Here is a 17,503-nt window from a genome sequence, read left to right as displayed (position 1 = left end):
GTTACCCCTGGTGTGATCCCGTAAGCGCTATTCCCAGCCAGTAGGCAGGAGCAAGGGCCACGGCCGGAATCATGAAAGGGAAATAAAAGGCATAGCCCTGGAAATTGAACAAGAAGAAAAAGACAAGGCCGGCCGAGCAGAAAACCGTCAGCGTTACAAAAATCCACTTTTTCAGGGTTCCTTTTTTCCACAGGATCCACGAGACAGCGGGTACGAGAACGTAAACCAGGCAGCGGCCGAAGGTTCTGACAGCCTGATGAAAGGGATAATCGGTTATGAAGCCGGCCGGATTCCTGCCCGATTGAATCCAGTGATTCATTTCTTCGCTGAAATGATAAGAGCTGTAATTGTCCCATAGCTGCAACACGACCGACACGATCAGCAGCCCCCACAGCAACGGGTGTCCCTTGATTTTCCGGAGCAGCAAGCCGCCGCTGACACCCAGCAGAACGGTAGCGACCATCAGCAGACCGAACCGGAAATGCTCTTCTGTTACCCGGTTCAGGAGATTTTCGCCAAGCTCAGGCGGACCCAGCATAAGCGGCGGGCCAATGAGCACCCCCAAAGCCGGTAACCCGAAACCGGGGAAACGGGTGTTCTTTGCCGATATAAACCGGCTCAGCGCCACGATGAGCACACCGTATGCCAGGCTGGCAAATACAAAGTCAGGGAAGGAATGTGCCGTGAGATAAGGTGAAAAATGGCTGAGAACGGAGCTGTAAGGCAGAACAACCAGCACAAGAAGGGCTAAAATCCGGATGATTTTCATGTCAGCAGAAGTTTATAAAGCAAAGCTATTCTGCCGCAGGAATTATCCGGTGGTATAAAAAAGACAAGTTTTATTTTTCATAATGACCGAAGCTGCGCTCCGGGGCTTTCTTTTCCAGCTCGTAAAATTCACCCGGACCGTAACCCGTATACCTTTTGTACACCTTGGCCAGGTGCTGATAGTCGTAAAAACCGCTTTCCAGCGCTATGGTCAACCCGTCTTTCCCGGGGTTCCGGTTTTTTAGAAGATAAGCGTGATCCAGCCTGATGAGATTCCGGTAGTCTTTTGGGGTGATCCCGGTTTGATACTTAAATGCACGATCAAATTGCCGGAAGCTTAAATTGGCCTGGTCAGCGTACCATTCCAGGCTCCTGGCCAGCGGCTGGTAAAGGTGTTCTGCAATGGCGCTGACCGGGTGGGCCTTCCATTTTATGCGGTTGACCAGCCGGCATAAATACCTTTCCACCACTTTAACCATATCGTCATAGGAAGCACAGCCGGCCAGCTGTTCATTGATAAACAGGGCCTCCGTATCCAGCACATCACCGGCATCCCAATACTGATTCGTAAATTCATCTGCAGAGACCCGGAAGAGGGAAGAAAAGACCCCGGGCCGGAAGACCACCTGGAAGTTAAGGAAATTGCTTCCCAGCCTTCTCTGGCTCAAAACGGTCTGCTGACCAAAAACAGCCATGTTGTTACAAATGCTTTTTTGGTGGATGTAATCTACCGCTTCGCTGTCAAAGGGGGTGAACTGCAGGCAATGCTCTACCCGCGGACGGTAATATTTTACGCGGTTGACCGCTTCGGGACTTTTCGTAAAATCGAAATGAATGATCCGGTAAAAACGGACCCGGGACTTCAGAAAATCGCAGGGAAGAACATGGGTGAGAAACATTTCAGAGCCGGTTATCCGGGGTAAAGATAACAAAATTACACAGGTTTAAAATCATCCCGGTCCTGCAAAGGTATTTTTGCGACGGCTTCTGTCAGAACAGCGGCTCTCCGTTTAAATCAGTGGTGAGCACATCGCTCATATAATCGAAAAACGGGCGCATTGCCAGGAAAGTAGCCATCACTTCTTTTGTGAAATCATCCGAAAAGACTTCCTGGTCAGAAAAGCTTCTCCTCACTATATATTGCTTTTTTTTAATCAGATCAATGGCAGGATGACTTTTATCAAAGCCTTTGGGTGCCGTTTTTACGCCATCTTCCCCTTTTAATGCGCCGAAATATTTTACGAATGTTTTGTCCGATGTAATCTTTTCGATTTCGGTAGTATTCATTTCAAATTCCTTACGGATACGATACAAATCCTCGTTATCCGGAGCCTGGAAGCCTCCTCCGACAAAACTATTACCCGGTTCCAGGTGGATATAATATCCGCCTCTGAGCCGTGGTTTTGTGCGTGAAAACCCTGCTCCGAAATAGGTTTTGTAGGGGGCTTTATCCTTTGAAAAACGAACGTCTTTATAGATCCGGAAAATATGAATATTCTCTAAGCTGTCGTGTTTCTGAAGTTCGGAATAGATTCCGTGAAAAAAAGCCTTGTTTTCCTCCACAATCGAATCGTATCCGGGTTTGTGCTGTGTAAACCACTCCCGGTTGTTATTTTCCTTTATCTGTTTCAAAAACTCAAATCCTCTTTTTATCATTTTCTTTTGAATCAAAGTCTCAAAAATACCATAATGTTCAGATAATACCCAGGTGATTTTCATTTCAGGGAAAGTTTGTGTGCTGCTGCCTGGTTTTTATGAAAAAAAACAGGGCTGTGTAACTAAAGTGGCTGTACGGGTTCCTGAACAGATTCAATTTTGCTGCATCAAAATTAAACTATACAGGTATGTCACAAACTCATTTTTACGAAGTAAGCATTCAATGGAAAGAAGGAAGGATCGGCGAGCTGTCTTCACCTGTCCTGGAAAAAACGATTGAATGCGCCACCCCGCCCGAATTTCCTGACGGAGTGCCTGGCATCTGGTCACCCGAGCACCTGTTTGTAGCATCGATCAACAGTTGCTATATGGCCACGTTCCTGGCTATTGCCGGCAATTTTAAGATGGAAATAGAAGATTTCAGCTGCAAAACCATTGCAAAGCTGGAGATGGCAGAGGGGAAGTACCTCATTACCCGGGCCGAAATGTTTCCTGTTATCAGGCTAAATGATGCCGGGAAAGATGCGGAAAAAGCCCTGCGTATTGCAGAAAAAGCAAAGGCGGGCTGCCTGGTGACCAATTCGATGAAAACAGAAATAATACTGACCCCCGAGATCAGCTAATGCAACAAAAGCCTCCCGGCTCTAATCATGGCTTTGTTTTTTACCGGCTAAAAATACCCAGGGCTGTAAGGTATCCGGTGCAGTGAAAATGCCGGAAGTACCGGCTACCTTCCGGCTGCGGAATTCCCCTTTCAGCGGGTCAAACCAAAAGCAGGGAAGTTCTGCCGGGATATTTTTGATCGTAATTTCACCTCCTTTTTCCAGGTAGGAGTAATAGAAAACACCTTCTTTGGCCAGTAACAGGCGGTTGTTTCCGGTCAGGTCGGGCCGTTTCTCCATGTCGGTGAAATCAAACCCATCAAAAGCCCGGGCCACAAAGCCGGGGTAGCGGCTGCCTTCAAAGTCCAGGGCCTGCTGCCAGGAGTAAGGGGCGTTGGTCCATTCTTCCCAGCCGCTTTCGGCCGGGCTGATCTTCCATTGCCAGAGACTCACGGCGCCGTATACCACTCCCATGGTGCCGCCGTGCAGCAGCTGGTTCCAGGCATCTTCACCCTGCCAGTAGCCCAGCCCGTATTTGCCTTCATTCATGCCTTCGTAGGTAGGTTCACCGTTCATAACGGCTTTAACAGGCTGATTTTCGTACATTTTAGCCACTTTATGGTATTGATGTTGGCCGTCGTGCCCGGTCTGGGCCCACTGGAAATCCAGCCAGGGGGCCTCCTGGTGCTTTTTGTTGTAGTGAAAGCAGTGCCCGTCGCCTTCCCGGGCCCAGGTAGCCAGGAAGTCGTCGCAGGGGTTATAATGCAGCCCGGTGGGCTGGCGGTAGGCATCCCATTTCTCCAGCATTTCACCGGCCGGTATAATGCCGGGGGCGTCCCCGTGTCCGTCGAGGCTGAGCAGCCACAGGGCCGGACCTGAGCCGTAACGGGCCAGCAGGTACCGTACAAACCGGGCATATTCTTCACCCGATACATTGGGGCCCAGCGCCTGTCTCCCTTTCCAGCCGTAGCCGTGGGCCAATGGCGCCCACACCGGCACGATTTCATGGTCATAAAGAATCTGAACCAGGCTGTCCAATGTCTGGAAATAGGCGGGGTTCAGGTGATTCAGGTGCCCGTCTTTCAGGTCGGAGAACCCGCGGGCAAATCCCTGGTCGGTATTCCGCTGATCGGGCCCTTCGGCCCGGGTATCCGGCTGCACAGCGATCAGCAGTGCCGTATTATAGCCTTTTTCCTGGCGGTTTTGGGCGTAGATCTCTACCTGTGCAGGAGTGGCGCGGTAGGGTAGCGACCACGGCGTATCGCCTACCAGCAGAAACGGACTGCCGTCCGCAAAAACCAGGTTACGTTTTTTAGGCGACATTTTAAGCGTTCCGTGCCGGTTCAGCCGGTTAGTGCCCGTGTAGGGCACCGATTTCAGGGTCCCCGACCGGTTCATGAATCCAGGGTCATCTACTGAAGCGTGGAGGGTCCAGGCCCATTCTTCGTTTTCCCGGGGTGGGGCAAACCGCACTTTCCACTCGTTTTCCCCGTTCCAGAAGGCCGGCCTGACCAGCGAATCCCCGCTTTTACTGACAAATACCGCATAAATCTCTACATCGGTATAGGGATTGGCATATGTATTCCGGGCTTCAAAGCTCAGCTCGGCGATAGACCATTGCGGAACGGATTTCCGGTCACAACTGCCTAAACATACCGCGCAGGTGAGCACAAGTCCTATAATGCGGGTTAATCTCACAGGATTTTGTTTTGGGATCAATATGGAAAGAAATCCCGCAATTTCAAAAAAAATTGAAAAAACGCTTGACTCTTACCTTAGGTCATAGTTTACATTTGTCCCGTTATCCAAACCAAATGATTCATTATACCGTAAAAAAACTGGCAGACATGGCCGGGGTGAGCGTACGTACACTCCACCTGTATGACCGGATGGGCCTGCTGAAGCCTGGCATCCGTACCGCGGCCGGGTACCGGATGTATGGAGAGAAGGAGTTACTGCGTTTACAGCAGATCCTGTTTTACCGGGAGCTGGATATTCCCCTGCAGGAGATCCGGCAGATCCTGGATCAGCCCGGCTTTGATACGGTAAGCGCTTTGGAAAGCCACCGGTCAGCCCTGAAAGCGCGCCTGGACCGGATCATGATCCTGATGGATACCATTAACAAAACGATTTTTAATTTAAAAGAAGGAAAAATGTTACAGCACGAAGAATTATATGAAGGGCTGCCCAAAGAGAAAGCGGAAGCCTACCGCCGGGAGGCCATTGAAAAATGGGGCGAAGAAGCCGTGGAAAAATCGGAATACCAGTTAAAAAACATGACCCGCAAAGAGCTGAATGAGCTGAAAGAAAGCTTCATGGCGGTAAACCGCCAACTGGCGGCTATGAAAGACCAGGATCCGGAATCACCGGCCGTGCAGGAACGGGTACGGAAACATTACGGCTACATAGCCCGCTTCTGGGGTACGGCCCCCTCCGCCGAAGCCTATGCCGGCCTGGGTGACCTGTATATGCAGGATGAACGCTACACCAGGAATGACGCGGATACCCCGGACCCGGCCTATGCCGGCTTTATGCGAACTGCGATGGCGTATTTTGCCGCTAATGAGCTGAATTAATGTTAAATGCCCAAAAAGCAGACAATACGTGTGCTTTTTGGGCATTTTTGTCGTTTAAGGGCGATATTCCGGGTTTTCGGGGCGTTCCTGAGGAATCCATTCGCCTTTGGGGTTCGGTCCGTAAGCATTGTTTCCCCGCTGGCTGTTCTCGCAGTAAAGCACTAACAACCAAAGCCACCCTACGAATGGGATAATACCTACCAGGATCATCCAGCCGCTTTTACCGGTATCGTGAAGCCGGCGAACGGAAACGGCTAAACAGGGAATGAAAAGGGCAAGCGCATAAATCGAGCTAAAGACGCCGTCAACTAACATATCGTCCAGGTAGTACTCTTCCGTATCCATTAACTTATCTGCAAATGCCGCACAACAAGCAAAAAGAATATAAAAAAGCCCAAACATCCAGAACTCTTTTCTCCTTGCCCGGCCCTTAAAATCGGCGTACTGGTGCAGAACTTTGATAAACCATTCCATAGGTATTAACTACATTATAAACGAATATAGTAATAAACCGCCTGAATACTAGTAATTTACAATATATACTCGCCATTTACGCTCTCCACCGGCGCCGGCACGTCCTTTTCGCCCAGCATTTGAAGCAGGTTAATCTCTATGGTCCGGCTGATCTGGTCCAGGGGAAGGGCGGAGGGCATCTTTTCGAACGGGTTGACGAGCGTTTGCCCCAGCGATTGAATAGTAAAGAAAATATAACCGGTAATAGCACCGAAAACAATGGCCCACACCCCAATGGCACTGCCGATGGCCATGGTTACCGCGTAGATAAACAGCCAGATGAAATTTTTGGAATAATAGGTATAAGTGGTAGGAAAAACCGTATTCCTGATCCGTTCACACCGCCCCATATCATCGCAAAAAGTAGTGATGGTCCGGTTTAGCTCCATAAAGCAGAAGCCGTCTATGGCTTTTTGGGTATAGAGTTCCTGCAAATCTCCCGACTGCAGGGTAAGAATAGCGTTATGCAGGTTACTTTGTCCCGAGACCGAGGCGGAGTCACCGGGCGATAGGTATTGCCGGTAGTACGGATCGTCGTGCTCCCTCAGGTAAGCCTTCAAAGCATACAGGAAAGCCACGTGCCTTTTGATAAGCGCTTCCTGTATTTCCCTGAGCTTTGTTTCGGATAAGGTACCGGAGGGTTTTGTATAATTGAGCACCTGCCGGGCCCAGGAGCGGGAATTGTTGACCAGCGAACCCCAGATCGTACGGGCCTCCCACCAGCGTGAATAAGCCTGGTTATTGTTAAAACCGATAAAAAAAGCCAGGGCCGTACCGATCAGCGCCGGCACAAAAGAAGGAAATTCAAAATATCTGCTCAGCCACAGCTCATTCAGCGAATACGCAAATGTGCAGGTAAGTATGGAGAAAAACAGGTTCTTCCATGTGCCGGAGATAACCTGGCCGATCTTGATGTTTCCTTTTAACAGCATGGGCGGGAGGAATATTATTTCGTAAAAATAATAAAAGGAGCGGGATCAAAAAATACCTGTGGCTTATGCCTTTCCCGGAAAATAGTTGTATTTTTAAAGAGGCATTACTTCAACAGATATGAGATACCTTTTCCTGTTTTTCGCAATGATCGGCCTGTACGGCTGCGGTACATCACATAAAGTATTAACTTACAACATTTTCCACGGGGAAAATCCTTACCATAAAGGCAACAGTAACCTGGCCGGTGTTGCTGAAGTGATCAGAAGCCTGGATCCTGACGTGGTCTTTTTACAGGAAGTAGACAGCATGACCAACCGGACCCGGGCGTTTAACGGGGGCCGGAAGGTGGACGTTGCCGGTGAGCTGGGCAGCCTGAGCGGCCGGTCGGGCTATTTTGCCAAAGCCATTGATTACAGCGAAGGCGGCTATGGAGAAGGGATGCTCATCCGGAAACCTGCTGATATCATCCGGGCGACGCTTCCTTTTCCGCAGGGTGGCGAGGGCCGGGCCATGATTGCCGTTAAAGAAAAAAACATCATCCTGGCCGGTACTCACCTGTGCCACGAATACAAAGCCAACCGTTTGGCCCAGATAGACGCTATTATCCGGCATTACCGGGAAACCGGCCTGCCCATGATCATTGCCGGCGATTTTAATTTTATGCCCGAAAGCGAAGAATACAAACGCATCACCGAATACTTCTACGATGCCGCTGTGCTGGGAAATAACGTGCAATTTACCTTTGACGCCGATAAGCCCCGCGGACGAATCGATTACATTTTTCTTTCCAGAAACCGCCACTGGAAAGTAAAAGAAGTGCATACGGTTCAGTCGCTGGCCTCTGATCACCTGCCTTTGTATGCGAAAGTAAAGATGGGAAAATGATCAAATCCCTTGCTGTTTTTTCACTGTGGTTACTACCCGTTTTTTGCTACGCTCAAAATGATAGCATTTCGGTGTATCTTCATAATGGACACGGTTTTAAATCTATTCTGTTACTGGGTAATAAGACAGGATATTCTTACTCAGGCCCCCATTTGTTTACGGATGAAGTTTTTACTTACCAATACCACGGGAGTAACCTGATAAGAACGTTTGATCCGGAATATTCATTGAAATACCGGACAGATACTTTAAAAGTGGAAGGTAAAGACAGGCTGAGAAGCCAGGACGGCGTTCGCTTCAGGAGAGTGAACGCTAAAACTCAGACCCGCCTGCTGAAGAATTATATCTTGCCTTCTGCCGATGCCGGTTATTACCGGGTTTTCCTGGAGAAGCACCAAAACCGGTGAAGCATTACTGCCTCACCTTCACTTCCTGCCCGTTACGGATTTCCTCCGATGCATATTTAACCAGCACATCTGACGCACTCACCGGCCCGGTAACCAGTACCACCGAATCGTTGGAAATGCCGGTAGAAACCGGAACCCACGCGGCTTTACCGTTTTCCACTTTGATCACATATACACCGGTAGTGGAGTTCAGCACGGCCGTATACGGCACCGAAAGGGCTTTGGTGCTGCCGCTTAAGGGGAGGGTAACGTTAGTGACCATACCGGGGAGTAACTTTTTATTCCCGTTTTCTACGTCAATTTCTACTCTTTGCGAACGGAGACGGGTGTCCAGCGCGCCCGCGTTCCGGGAGATCCGGCCGCTGAACGTTTCACCCGGCAACGAGTGAACGGTAAAAGTGATCATCTCCGATTTATCGAGTATGCCTGTATACGTTTCGGGAAGATTGACTACCAGGCGCAGCTTATTCTGCTGAACCAGGCTGAAGAGGGGGGCTTCAGAACCCTTTCCGCTGGGACCTACATAGGCGCCGGGGCTTACATTCCGTGCAGTGATATTCCCGCTGAACGGTGCGCGTATCTCCAGGTAATTCTGCATATCGGAAACCTCGCGGAAAGCGGCTTTGGCCGCTTCCAGCTGGGCCAGGTCGGCCTGCTGTTTTGCACGGGCAATATCCAGGTCATTCGTGGCGATGGTTCCCGGGGTTTTGCTGGTTTCCGCCAGGCGCTCATACGTGGCGCTGCTGGCCAGGTATACGGCTTCCTGGGCTTTCAGCCGGGAGGCCGCCGCACTGATCTGGGCTTTCATTTCCGGTGCTTCCAGCACGGCCAGAAGCTGCCCCTGGGCTACATTGCTCCCTACGTCTACCAGTACTTTTTGTACAAAACCGGTCACTTTGGCGTACAAGTCCACCTGCTGGAAAGCCTGCAGCTCACCGGGGATATTCACTGAGGTGGCAAAACCGCCGTTTCCGGGTTGAACCACTTCCGTACCCACGGGCGTCTCGGCTTCCTGTCCTGTTTTTTCTTCTGTTTTTTGGCAGCTTAAGGCCACTGTTGCCGCAGCAGCTACGATCAATATCTTATTCATGAATGGGTTGGTTTAGCTATAAAATAGATGCTTTCTTCGTCTTCCGGATCCAGGGATACGCTCTGCGTTCCGGTTTTTTCCTGCCCCCAGGCAAAAGCCAGCGGTAAAATAAACAGGGCGGCAAAGGTGGAGGTAGCCAGTCCGCCTACCACGGCACGTCCCAGGGGTGACACCTGCCCGCCGGCTTCACCGTGCCCCAAAGCCATGGGAATCATCCCCACCACCATGGCCATGGCCGTCATCACAATCGGCCGTATCCGCAGGGCGGCAGCTTCTGTGGCCGACAACAGGGCATTCCCGTTGTGTTTCCGGAGCTGCTCGGCATTGGTGATCAGCAGCACGGCATTGGATATGGAAACTCCTACCGACATAATAATCCCCATATACGACTGGAGGTTCAGCGTAGACCCGCAGAGCATCAGCAGGGAAAGCGAACCGATCAGTACCGCGGGAACCGTCACCAGTACAATCAGTGAAACCTTGAACGACTGGAAGTTGGCAGCCAGCATCAGGCAGATTACCACCACCGCAATCAGCAGGCTCACCTGGAGGCTGCTCAGGGTTTCTTCCAGGGTCTGGCTTAAGCCGATCCGCTCTATTTTCAGCCCTCTTGGCAGCTCGCCCAGGCGGTTGATCACTTTCTGCACTTCGGCAGACGCCGTACCCAGGTCGGTGTTGTTCAGGTTGGCTGTAACCGTAAGCATGGGCATGGCCCCCAGGTTATCCACCTCTCCGTAGGTATAACTCTCGGTAATGGTGGCCACATCGCCCAGGTTGGGGCGGTTGGCCCCTTTTTTCAGGGGAATGGCCGCTATTTCTGCTTTACTGTTCATCATGTTTTCCGGGATCTGCACCTGCACGCCGTAGCTGTAACCCGCGCCCACATCGGTCCACAGGTTTTTTTCGGTATAACGCGAAGACGACAAAGCCGCTGTAAGTGAACGCGATATCTCGTTGATATCAAGCCCCAGCTGGGCAGCCCTCACCCGGTCTATCTGTATGTTCAGCGCCGGGTAGCGGGTCGACTGGCCGATCTGCACGTCGCGCAGCAGGGAGATCTTTTTCAATTCCTTTTCAACCTTCCGGGCAAATTCTTCATTGACCGACTTGTTCCTTCCTGAAAAACGCACTTCTATGGGAGTAGGTGAGCCCTGGCTGAGTATCTTTTCGGTTAGCTCTATCGGCTCAAACGAAAGCCTCATTTCCGGGTTGATCGAGCGGGCTTTCTCCCGTATCCGGTCTTTCAGGTTGTCGAGACTGGTGCTATAATCGGGGTTCAGGGCTACCTGGATAACCGCTTCGTGCGAACCCGCCATGAAAAGATAGATCGGGCTGACGGAGAACAGCTGGGGGTGTGACCCTACATAGGCAGAGGTAATGCTGACATTTTCCGGCCCCACGATCTCCTTAATGCTTTCCAGTAATTTAATGGTCTCCAATTCGGTATGTTCAATCCGGGTGCCGTCAGGAATCCGCAGTCGTACCTGGAACTGGGTGCCGTTAACCTGCGGAAGCACATCGCGGCCTATACTGCGCAGCAGCAGCACAACCGCCGCAACCGACAATACAATATAGCTTCCCACCACGATCTTCCGGTAGGGCATGATGCGGTTAATGAATCTCAGGTAACGGAACCGCAGGCGCTCAAAGAGGCTGACCTTACCGTCGCGGTTGCTGTCTTCATTTTTAAGCAAAATCTCTTTCTGCGACCAGGAATCCTCTCCCGTATCAATACCGGAGGCCTCCAGTTCTTCTTCTGCCGACAGGATGTGCCCGTCCTGCGCCCGGTGAGCCTTCACCCGCATGATCCAGTTGGCCATAACCGGTACAAAGGTCTGGGAAAGAAAGTAAGAAATAATCATGCTGAAGCCGATAGCCAGAGCCAGCGGCAGGAACAGCGACCCCGGTATGCCGCCCATGGTAAAGGCCGGAGCAAATACCGCCAGGATACAGAACAGGATCAGCAGCTTGGGGAAAGCAATTTCCTTGCAGGCATCCCAGATGGCCAGGGCCTTGGGTTTGCCCATATCAAAATGCTGGTGAATATTTTCTATGGTTACCGTACTTTCATCCACCAGGATACCGATAGCCAGGGCCAGCCCGCTCAGGGTCATGATATTGATGGTCTGATCAAAAAGATTCAGGAAGAGCACGGCTGAAATAATAGAGGTGGGTATGGTCAGGATCACAATGAGGGCACCCCGGAGATCACCCAGGAAAAGCACCACCATCAGGCCGGTCAGCAGCGCACCGATGATCCCTTCGGTCATCAGGCTTTTAACGGCATTGATCACGTATTTCGACTGGTCAAACTCGTAGGTCAGCTTCACGTCTTCCGGCAGGTTAGACTGGATGCCGGGCATGGCTTTCTTCAGGTTCTGAACCACTTCCCAGGTAGAGGCATCGGCGCTTTTGGCAATGCTGAGGTAAACCGACCGCCGGCCGTTAACCAGGGCATAGCCGGCCGTCATATCGGCGCCGTCGCTTACCGTGGCCACATCGCGCAGGTATAAGTTCTGCACCGAGCCTTTAAAGAGCGGAATATCTTCAAAATCTTTCACATTCCGGATCATCGTATTGGTAGGCGTGATATAATGCGTATCCCCGATCCGGATATTTCCTGACGGAGCCGTCTGGTTGTTCAGCCGCAGGGCTTCCACCAGCTGGTCTGGCGTCAGGTTGTAGTTCCGCATCAGCTGCGGATTGGCGTTGATGACGATGGTCCGTATGTTTCCGCCGAAAGGAGGGGAGGAAACAATACCGGGAATGGCGGTAAAGGTAGACCGCACATACACGTTGGCCAGGTCAAGAAGCTCGTTATTGCTCCTCTTATCGCTGCTCAGCACCAGCTGGCCCACGGGCAGGGTGGAGGCATCAAACCGAATAATGAACGGCGGGTTGGAACCGGGCGGGAAAGTAGCCTGGATACGGGTGGAGACCGAGTTCAGCTCGGCCGCCGCCTGGGCCATGTTGGTGCCCGGGTAAAAGTTGATCTTCATCAGGGTCAGCCCCTGGATGTTCTTGGTCTCGATCGATTTGATGCCGTTCACATACAAAAAGATGTTGATGTATTGCTTGGCAAAGAAAGATTCCATCTGCTGGGGTGAATACCCTCCGAAAGGGTGTGCCACGTAAATAACGGGAAGGTCCAGCTGGGGAAAAATATCTACCTTTATTGTTTGTGCCGCACGGATACCAAAGAAAAATAATCCGGTAACAATCACCAGTATGGTAATGGGTTTTCTAAGCGCGAATCGTATTAAATTCATCGGGTTACAGATTGTTTTCGATTAAATCAAAATCACCGCTGGCTGCAGCCTGCAGCAGGAGGGCGTTCCAGATATGACTGATGGCGATATCGCGGTCAGTTTCTGCCCGGATAAGCGCATACAGGGCCTGGGAAACCGAAACCTGGTCGGTCAGGCCGTTTTTATACAGGGCCGATTTCTGGAGATAGGCATCGCGGGCGGCCGTCAGCTGAACCGGTACCTGCTCATACACGGCCAGCGCGTTGCTCCATTTGTTCTGTGCCGTTTTCAGCTGGGTTTGCAGGCGCAGGTCTGTCATCTCGTATTCGCTTTGCAGCGCTTTACCGGTAAGCTCCTGGGCGCTCACCTGCTTCTTCAGGCGGTAGGTCTGGGTGAAGTTCCAGTTCAGGCCCAGACCCAGCAGGTAATTCACACGGGTGGGGTTGATTCCTGAAAAATAACCGGAAGTAAAATCATTCTGGTCCTGGATATACCCGTTTCCGAACCCGGAGGCCCGGGTCTGGAAAACACCTGCCAGTGAAACGGCAGGATAATATTGGGTCTTTAACAGGGCGGTCTGCTCTTCGTTCAGCCGGATAAGGCTTTTGTACAGGCGCAGCTCAGGGTGCTGGCTCAGGTCGCCCTGAAAGGCAGGCCGCGAGGGTATTTTTTCGAGCAGCGATAAGTCGGGCTGATAATCAGCGGGCTCAATCCCCATCAGCTCGATCAGCCGGTTCAGCAGCTCCTGTTCCTGGTCAAGCGCCCGCGAGTAAGCAATGGATGCGTTGGCCAGGTCAGCCTTTGCCATGGAAAGGTCTACGCCGGGCACCAGTCCGTTCCGGGCTTTGACCCCGGCCACCTGCTGAACGGTATCGGCCCGCTGAACGTTACGGGTAAACGAAAGGGTGAGCTGGTGAGCCGTTACCCAGTTGATATAGGCGGCGGCTACCTTGATTTTGTGCCGGAAGATCTCCTGCTGCAGGTCTTCGTTATCTTTTTGCGCCGTATGTTCTGCTACGGTCACCCGCTTTTTGTTCCTGCCGAAGGTCACCACGTCCCAGTTGACCTGGGTAAGATACAGGGCGCCAAAACCGGCATTCCAGTTTTGCTCTGCCAGGGCCGGGCCCGAAGAGCCCGCTGCCAGTCCTCCGAAGCCGTACAGGGGGCCGTTCTGGCCATTGACCGTACCGAAATCCTGCTGCAGGCCCAGGTTAACATTGGGCAGGTTGGTTCTCCGGGCCAGCTCGATCAGCGTTTTGGAGGCCTCGCTATGGTAACGTTTAGCCCGGATGCTGCCGTAATTTTCCACAGCGATCTCCAGGGTACGGGCCAGGGTCAGCTTTTCCTGCGCTATCCCGCATACCGGGATGAGGAGAGCCAGTATAAATGATTTCATAAGGTATAAGCGGTCAGCTCCGGCTAACCGGGGTTTTTTAATTGCGATGGCAAAATTAACGGGGAACAGGTAAAATTTGGTTACCCTTTTTACGGCTTTTATTACCAATATTACTGGGGCGTACATAGAAACGGTCAAGAGCTGCTGAATGCGAAATCTAGGCATTAATATTTTGCCGGAATGCATCAATAGAGTTGGTCTGCGGATGGGAGGACTAAAACGTGGAAATCAGGCGACAAAAGCCGAAAATTTATCAAAAACCGGAAATTGAACATTGTTAATAATCTATGGTTTCTTATGTGAAATCAGTTCTATTCTCTCTTGGTAAAGTGAAAAACACAGGAAAGGAAAAGATTTCCCCGCCAAAGTTTTCGCCCTTACGTATACACTTTCCCCCGAATTAGCATCGTATTTTTGCAGGCAGATAATCTTTTCAGAATGACTTTTGAGGAAACCGTCCGGTACCGGCGTTCCGTTCGTATTTATGACCCGGAAAAACCCATAGACACCGCCAAAGTAAAACACTGCCTGGAGCTGGCCACACTGGCTCCCAACAGCAGCAATATGCAGCTATGGGAATTTTACCACGTAACCACACCCGGCACCCTGCAGGCCATTTCCAAAGCCTGCCTGGACCAAAGCTCTACCCGCACGGCAAAGGAAATAGTGGTGCTGGTTACCCGTCAGGACCTGTACCGTAAAAGAAGCCGCGCAATGCTGGCGTACGAGCTCGAAGCCATAGCGAAATTCTCTCCTGAACACAGGAAGGCGGCCCGGATCAAAAACCGGAAGCAATATTACGGTTTCCTGATGCCTTTTATCTATGCCCGCTTTTTTGGCCTCCCGGGCCTGGTGCGTAAATGTATTGCCACTGCAATTGGCCTTTTCAGGCCCATTACCCGGCAGGTTACAGAAAGTGATATGAATGCCGTGGTGCATAAGTCGTGTGCCCTGGCCGCACAGACCTTTATGCTGGCCATGGCGGCTGAAGGTTACGATACCTGTCCGCTGGAGGGCTTTGACAGCCGGCGCATGAAGAAAATCCTGAAGCTTCCGGCCGGTGCGGAGATCAACATGGTCATTCCCTGCGGTATACGGAAACCCGAAGGCGTGCGCGATGTGCAGATCCGGGTGCCCTTTGAAGAGGTATACCGTACGCTGTGATTCAGACGGCCGGGAGAATTGACAATTGACAATGTACAATTGACAATGCCGGATATATATCCGGAATTTATTACAGCGTTTTCATCTTTACCCATTTTGACCTGCTTTTCCCGGACGCGATGACACTCTCCACAAACAGCATTCCGCGGATACCGTCGTCAATGCCCGGGAAATCCAGCTCAATTTCAGTGGGTTCTTCCCCGTTCATCCGTTTCCGTACTGTACGGGCAAAATTCCGGTAAATGTTGGCGAAGGCTTCCAGGTATCCTTCAGGGTGGCCGTTGGGCAGGCGGGTGTTGGCTTTGGCAAAAGGGGAGAGGTCGCCCACATTCGGACGGTAGATATGATGGAATGTCTGCGACTTATGCGCCAGGGTATTGGGTTCTTCCTGCCGCCAGTCGAGGCCGCCCAGCTCTCCATACACCCGGATTCTCAGGGCATTTTCTTCCCCGTTGGCTACCTGGCTGCAGTACAGGATACCTTTTGCACCGCTGTCGAACTTCAGCAGAACGCTGGCGTCATCGTCCAGCAGGCGGCCTTCCACAAAGGTGGATACATCGGCACAGAGTTCGGTGATCTTCAGCCCGGTGATGTATTCCGCCAGGTTTTCGGCATGGGTACCGATATCGCCCACGGCTCCGGCAATTCCCGACCGTTTGGGGTCAGTACGCCATTCGGCCTGCTTATAGCCGCGTTTTTCTTCCAGGAAAGCCAGCCAGCCCTGCGGGTATTCCACCACCACCTTCCTGATTCTGCCCAAAGCACCGCTTTTTACCAGGTGGCGGGCCTGTTTCACCATCGGGTAGCCGGTATAATTGTGGGTCAGGGCAAACGTGAGGCCGGTTTGCTCAATAATATCTTTCAGCTTACGGGCCTCGGCCAGGGTGAACGTCACCGGCTTGTCGCAAATGACGTGGAAGCCGTTTTCCAGGGCCATTTTAGCGGGTCCGAAATGCATATGATTGGGCGTAACAATAGCAACCGCATCCATTTTATCTTTTCTGCGCAGCTCCTTCCGGATCATCTCCCGGTAATCGCCGTAGCAGCGTTCTTCGGGCAGCATGAGGTCACGGCCCGAGGCTTTTGACTTTTCAGGAGTGGAGCTGAAAGCACCGCAAACCAGCTCGATCTCGCCGTCTATAGCGGCAGCAGTACGGTGCACAGCGCCTATAAAGGCGCCCTGGCCGCCGCCTGTCATTCCCATTCTGATCTTTCTGTTCATAGATGAAGCTTTAAACCCTGCTTGGTATTATTAAGTTAATAGTTAAAAGTTGCGGAACATTTCTTTTACTAATGTTCCATAACTTTTAACTTTTATCTTTTAACTTTTCACTTACTTCACTTTTCCGGCAAATGGATCTCCGCAATCATGCACCGCGCTGAGCCGCCGCCCACCGTTTCAATATACCCCAGGTCGGTATGAAGTATTTCAGCAAAATAATCCATAGTATCTGCCTGCTCACGGGTTAATGAGGCATAGGCACGGTCTGACATCACCAGGAAATTCTTGTCTTTCCTGTTCTTCACCAATAGCATATTCCCGGCAAAGGCGCTCATCTGGTCCATGGTGATCTCCATGATCGTCTTGCCCGAACTTTCCAGCTTCTGCTTCACGGCCAGGCGCTGATCCGGATCGGCAATGGCTTCCAGGCAAATCACACAAAAGGTATCGCCCATAGACATCACCACGTTGGTATGGTACACGGGAACCCCCGCTTTGTCAAATGCCTCGAAAGTCACCAGTTCGTAATCAATGACCTTTTGCCAGGCTTTCAGCACTTCCGGGTGGGTACGCGACGACAGGCAGGCATACGCTATCCGGTTGATCCGGTCCAGCACAATGCTCCCTGTGCCTTCCAGGTACTTCCCGTCCGTCTCAAAATGGGTCAGGTCCAGCAGAACATGAAAATCATAGTTCTTTTTCAGGAAATCCAGTACATCCTGCCTCCTTTCCGCCCGCCGGTTAGCCGCTTCTACGGGATAAATCATCACCTTTCCCGAATGGTGGGTAGAAAGCCAGTTGTTCGGGAAAATGCTGTCGGGCGTATAGGGCTCGGGCGTATCCTCGAATACGTGCACGTTGATATCCCGGAGGCGCAGCTGGGCCACCAGCTCGTCAAAACACTCCTGGGCGGAGGTGTTCAGGGCTTCGCGGTTGATATCTTCAGGCTGCTGAAACGTATTGGAAGATGCGGTTTCCTGGTTAAATGCAAAATTCACCGGCCTAATCATCAGTAGATTAGATGTTACCTGTTCTTGCATAAG

At 51.5% G+C, this 17,503-nt stretch carries 16 protein-coding genes; 5 read left to right on the top strand and 11 right to left on the bottom strand.

The window, feature by feature from the left end:
- Nucleotide 1 precedes the first annotated feature (1 nt).
- From AB2U10_RS05400 to AB2U10_RS05390, 3 genes are all read right to left on the bottom strand, one after another.
- Entirely contained in the window at nt 2-769 is a 768-nt protein-coding gene (locus AB2U10_RS05400) for a hypothetical protein (RefSeq protein WP_367913031.1), read from the bottom strand.
- A gap of 70 nt (nt 770-839) precedes the next feature.
- Nucleotides 840-1,700 (bottom strand): helix-turn-helix domain-containing protein, encoded by an 861-nt coding sequence (locus AB2U10_RS05395; protein ID WP_367913032.1) that lies wholly within the window; start codon nt 1,698-1,700, stop codon nt 840-842.
- A 58-nt stretch (nt 1,701-1,758) separates the two neighbouring features.
- Nucleotides 1,759-2,424, bottom strand: coding sequence for a DUF2461 domain-containing protein (locus tag AB2U10_RS05390; RefSeq protein WP_367913033.1), 666 nt, complete (start codon nt 2,422-2,424; stop codon nt 1,759-1,761).
- A 188-nt stretch (nt 2,425-2,612) separates the two neighbouring features.
- Between AB2U10_RS05390 and AB2U10_RS05385 the strand changes: the two genes are divergently transcribed.
- Nucleotides 2,613-3,047, top strand: coding sequence for an OsmC family protein (locus AB2U10_RS05385; protein ID WP_367913034.1), 435 nt, complete (start codon nt 2,613-2,615; stop codon nt 3,045-3,047).
- A 21-nt stretch (nt 3,048-3,068) separates the two neighbouring features.
- On the opposite strand, the gene AB2U10_RS05380 is transcribed toward AB2U10_RS05385, so the two are convergent.
- Nucleotides 3,069-4,724, bottom strand: coding sequence for a glycoside hydrolase family 140 protein (locus AB2U10_RS05380; RefSeq protein WP_367913035.1), 1,656 nt, complete (start codon nt 4,722-4,724; stop codon nt 3,069-3,071).
- A 116-nt stretch (nt 4,725-4,840) separates the two neighbouring features.
- Here AB2U10_RS05380 and AB2U10_RS05375 point away from each other — a divergent pair, with 116 nt between their 5' ends.
- A complete protein-coding gene (locus tag AB2U10_RS05375) occupies nt 4,841-5,602 on the top strand; it encodes a MerR family transcriptional regulator (protein WP_367913036.1) in 762 nt (253 codons plus the stop codon).
- 54 nt (nt 5,603-5,656) lie between these two features.
- Here AB2U10_RS05375 and AB2U10_RS05370 read toward each other — a convergent pair whose 3' ends face one another.
- The gene (locus AB2U10_RS05370; RefSeq protein WP_367913037.1) at nt 5,657-6,076 is read right to left on the bottom strand and encodes a DUF805 domain-containing protein; all 420 of its coding nucleotides are present in this window, start codon (nt 6,074-6,076) and stop codon (nt 5,657-5,659) included.
- 56 nt (nt 6,077-6,132) lie between these two features.
- Nucleotides 6,133-7,047, bottom strand: coding sequence for a bestrophin family protein (locus tag AB2U10_RS05365; protein ID WP_367913038.1), 915 nt, complete (start codon nt 7,045-7,047; stop codon nt 6,133-6,135).
- A gap of 118 nt (nt 7,048-7,165) precedes the next feature.
- Here AB2U10_RS05365 and AB2U10_RS05360 point away from each other — a divergent pair, with 118 nt between their 5' ends.
- On the top strand, nt 7,166-7,933 hold the full coding sequence (locus tag AB2U10_RS05360) for an endonuclease/exonuclease/phosphatase family protein (RefSeq protein WP_367913039.1): 768 nt from the start codon (nt 7,166-7,168) through the stop codon (nt 7,931-7,933).
- Nucleotides 7,934-8,160: 227 nt separating this feature from the next.
- Nucleotides 8,161-8,340 carry a hypothetical protein gene (locus tag AB2U10_RS05355; protein WP_367913040.1) on the top strand — a complete coding sequence of 60 codons (180 nt, stop codon included), beginning with the start codon at nt 8,161-8,163 and terminating at the stop codon, nt 8,338-8,340.
- A gap of 4 nt (nt 8,341-8,344) precedes the next feature.
- Here AB2U10_RS05355 and AB2U10_RS05350 read toward each other — a convergent pair whose 3' ends face one another.
- The 3 genes from AB2U10_RS05350 to AB2U10_RS05340 are packed head-to-tail and all read right to left on the bottom strand — an operon-like array spanning nt 8,345 to nt 14,074.
- Complete coding sequence (locus AB2U10_RS05350; protein ID WP_367913041.1) at nt 8,345-9,430, bottom strand: efflux RND transporter periplasmic adaptor subunit; 1,086 nt, start codon at nt 9,428-9,430, stop codon at nt 8,345-8,347.
- Nucleotides 9,427-12,699, bottom strand: coding sequence for an efflux RND transporter permease subunit (locus AB2U10_RS05345; protein WP_367913042.1), 3,273 nt, complete (start codon nt 12,697-12,699; stop codon nt 9,427-9,429). The genes AB2U10_RS05350 and AB2U10_RS05345 overlap by 4 nt, the downstream gene beginning before the upstream one ends.
- 4 nt (nt 12,700-12,703) lie before the next feature.
- Nucleotides 12,704-14,074 carry a TolC family protein gene (locus tag AB2U10_RS05340; RefSeq protein ID WP_367913043.1) on the bottom strand — a complete coding sequence of 457 codons (1,371 nt, stop codon included), beginning with the start codon at nt 14,072-14,074 and terminating at the stop codon, nt 12,704-12,706.
- A 438-nt stretch (nt 14,075-14,512) separates the two neighbouring features.
- On the opposite strand from AB2U10_RS05340, the gene AB2U10_RS05335 reads away from it, so the two are divergent.
- Nucleotides 14,513-15,238 (top strand): nitroreductase family protein, encoded by a 726-nt coding sequence (locus AB2U10_RS05335; protein WP_367913044.1) that lies wholly within the window; start codon nt 14,513-14,515, stop codon nt 15,236-15,238.
- Between the two features lie 70 nt (nt 15,239-15,308).
- Here the strand turns inward: AB2U10_RS05335 and AB2U10_RS05330 are convergent, their stop codons facing one another.
- Both AB2U10_RS05330 and ctlX read right to left on the bottom strand, forming a co-directional pair.
- Nucleotides 15,309-16,460 carry a Gfo/Idh/MocA family protein gene (locus tag AB2U10_RS05330; RefSeq protein ID WP_367913045.1) on the bottom strand — a complete coding sequence of 384 codons (1,152 nt, stop codon included), beginning with the start codon at nt 16,458-16,460 and terminating at the stop codon, nt 15,309-15,311.
- Nucleotides 16,461-16,576: 116 nt separating this feature from the next.
- A complete protein-coding gene (gene ctlX, locus AB2U10_RS05325) occupies nt 16,577-17,500 on the bottom strand; it encodes a citrulline utilization hydrolase CtlX (protein ID WP_367913046.1) in 924 nt (307 codons plus the stop codon).
- Nucleotides 17,501-17,503: the final 3 nt, after the last annotated feature.

Source organism: Leadbetterella sp. DM7, assembly GCF_040829825.2.
Taxonomy (GTDB): domain Bacteria; phylum Bacteroidota; class Bacteroidia; order Cytophagales; family Spirosomataceae; genus Leadbetterella.
Note: the sequence above shows the minus strand (reverse complement) of the source record. Positions and strands in the feature narration are given on the sequence as shown.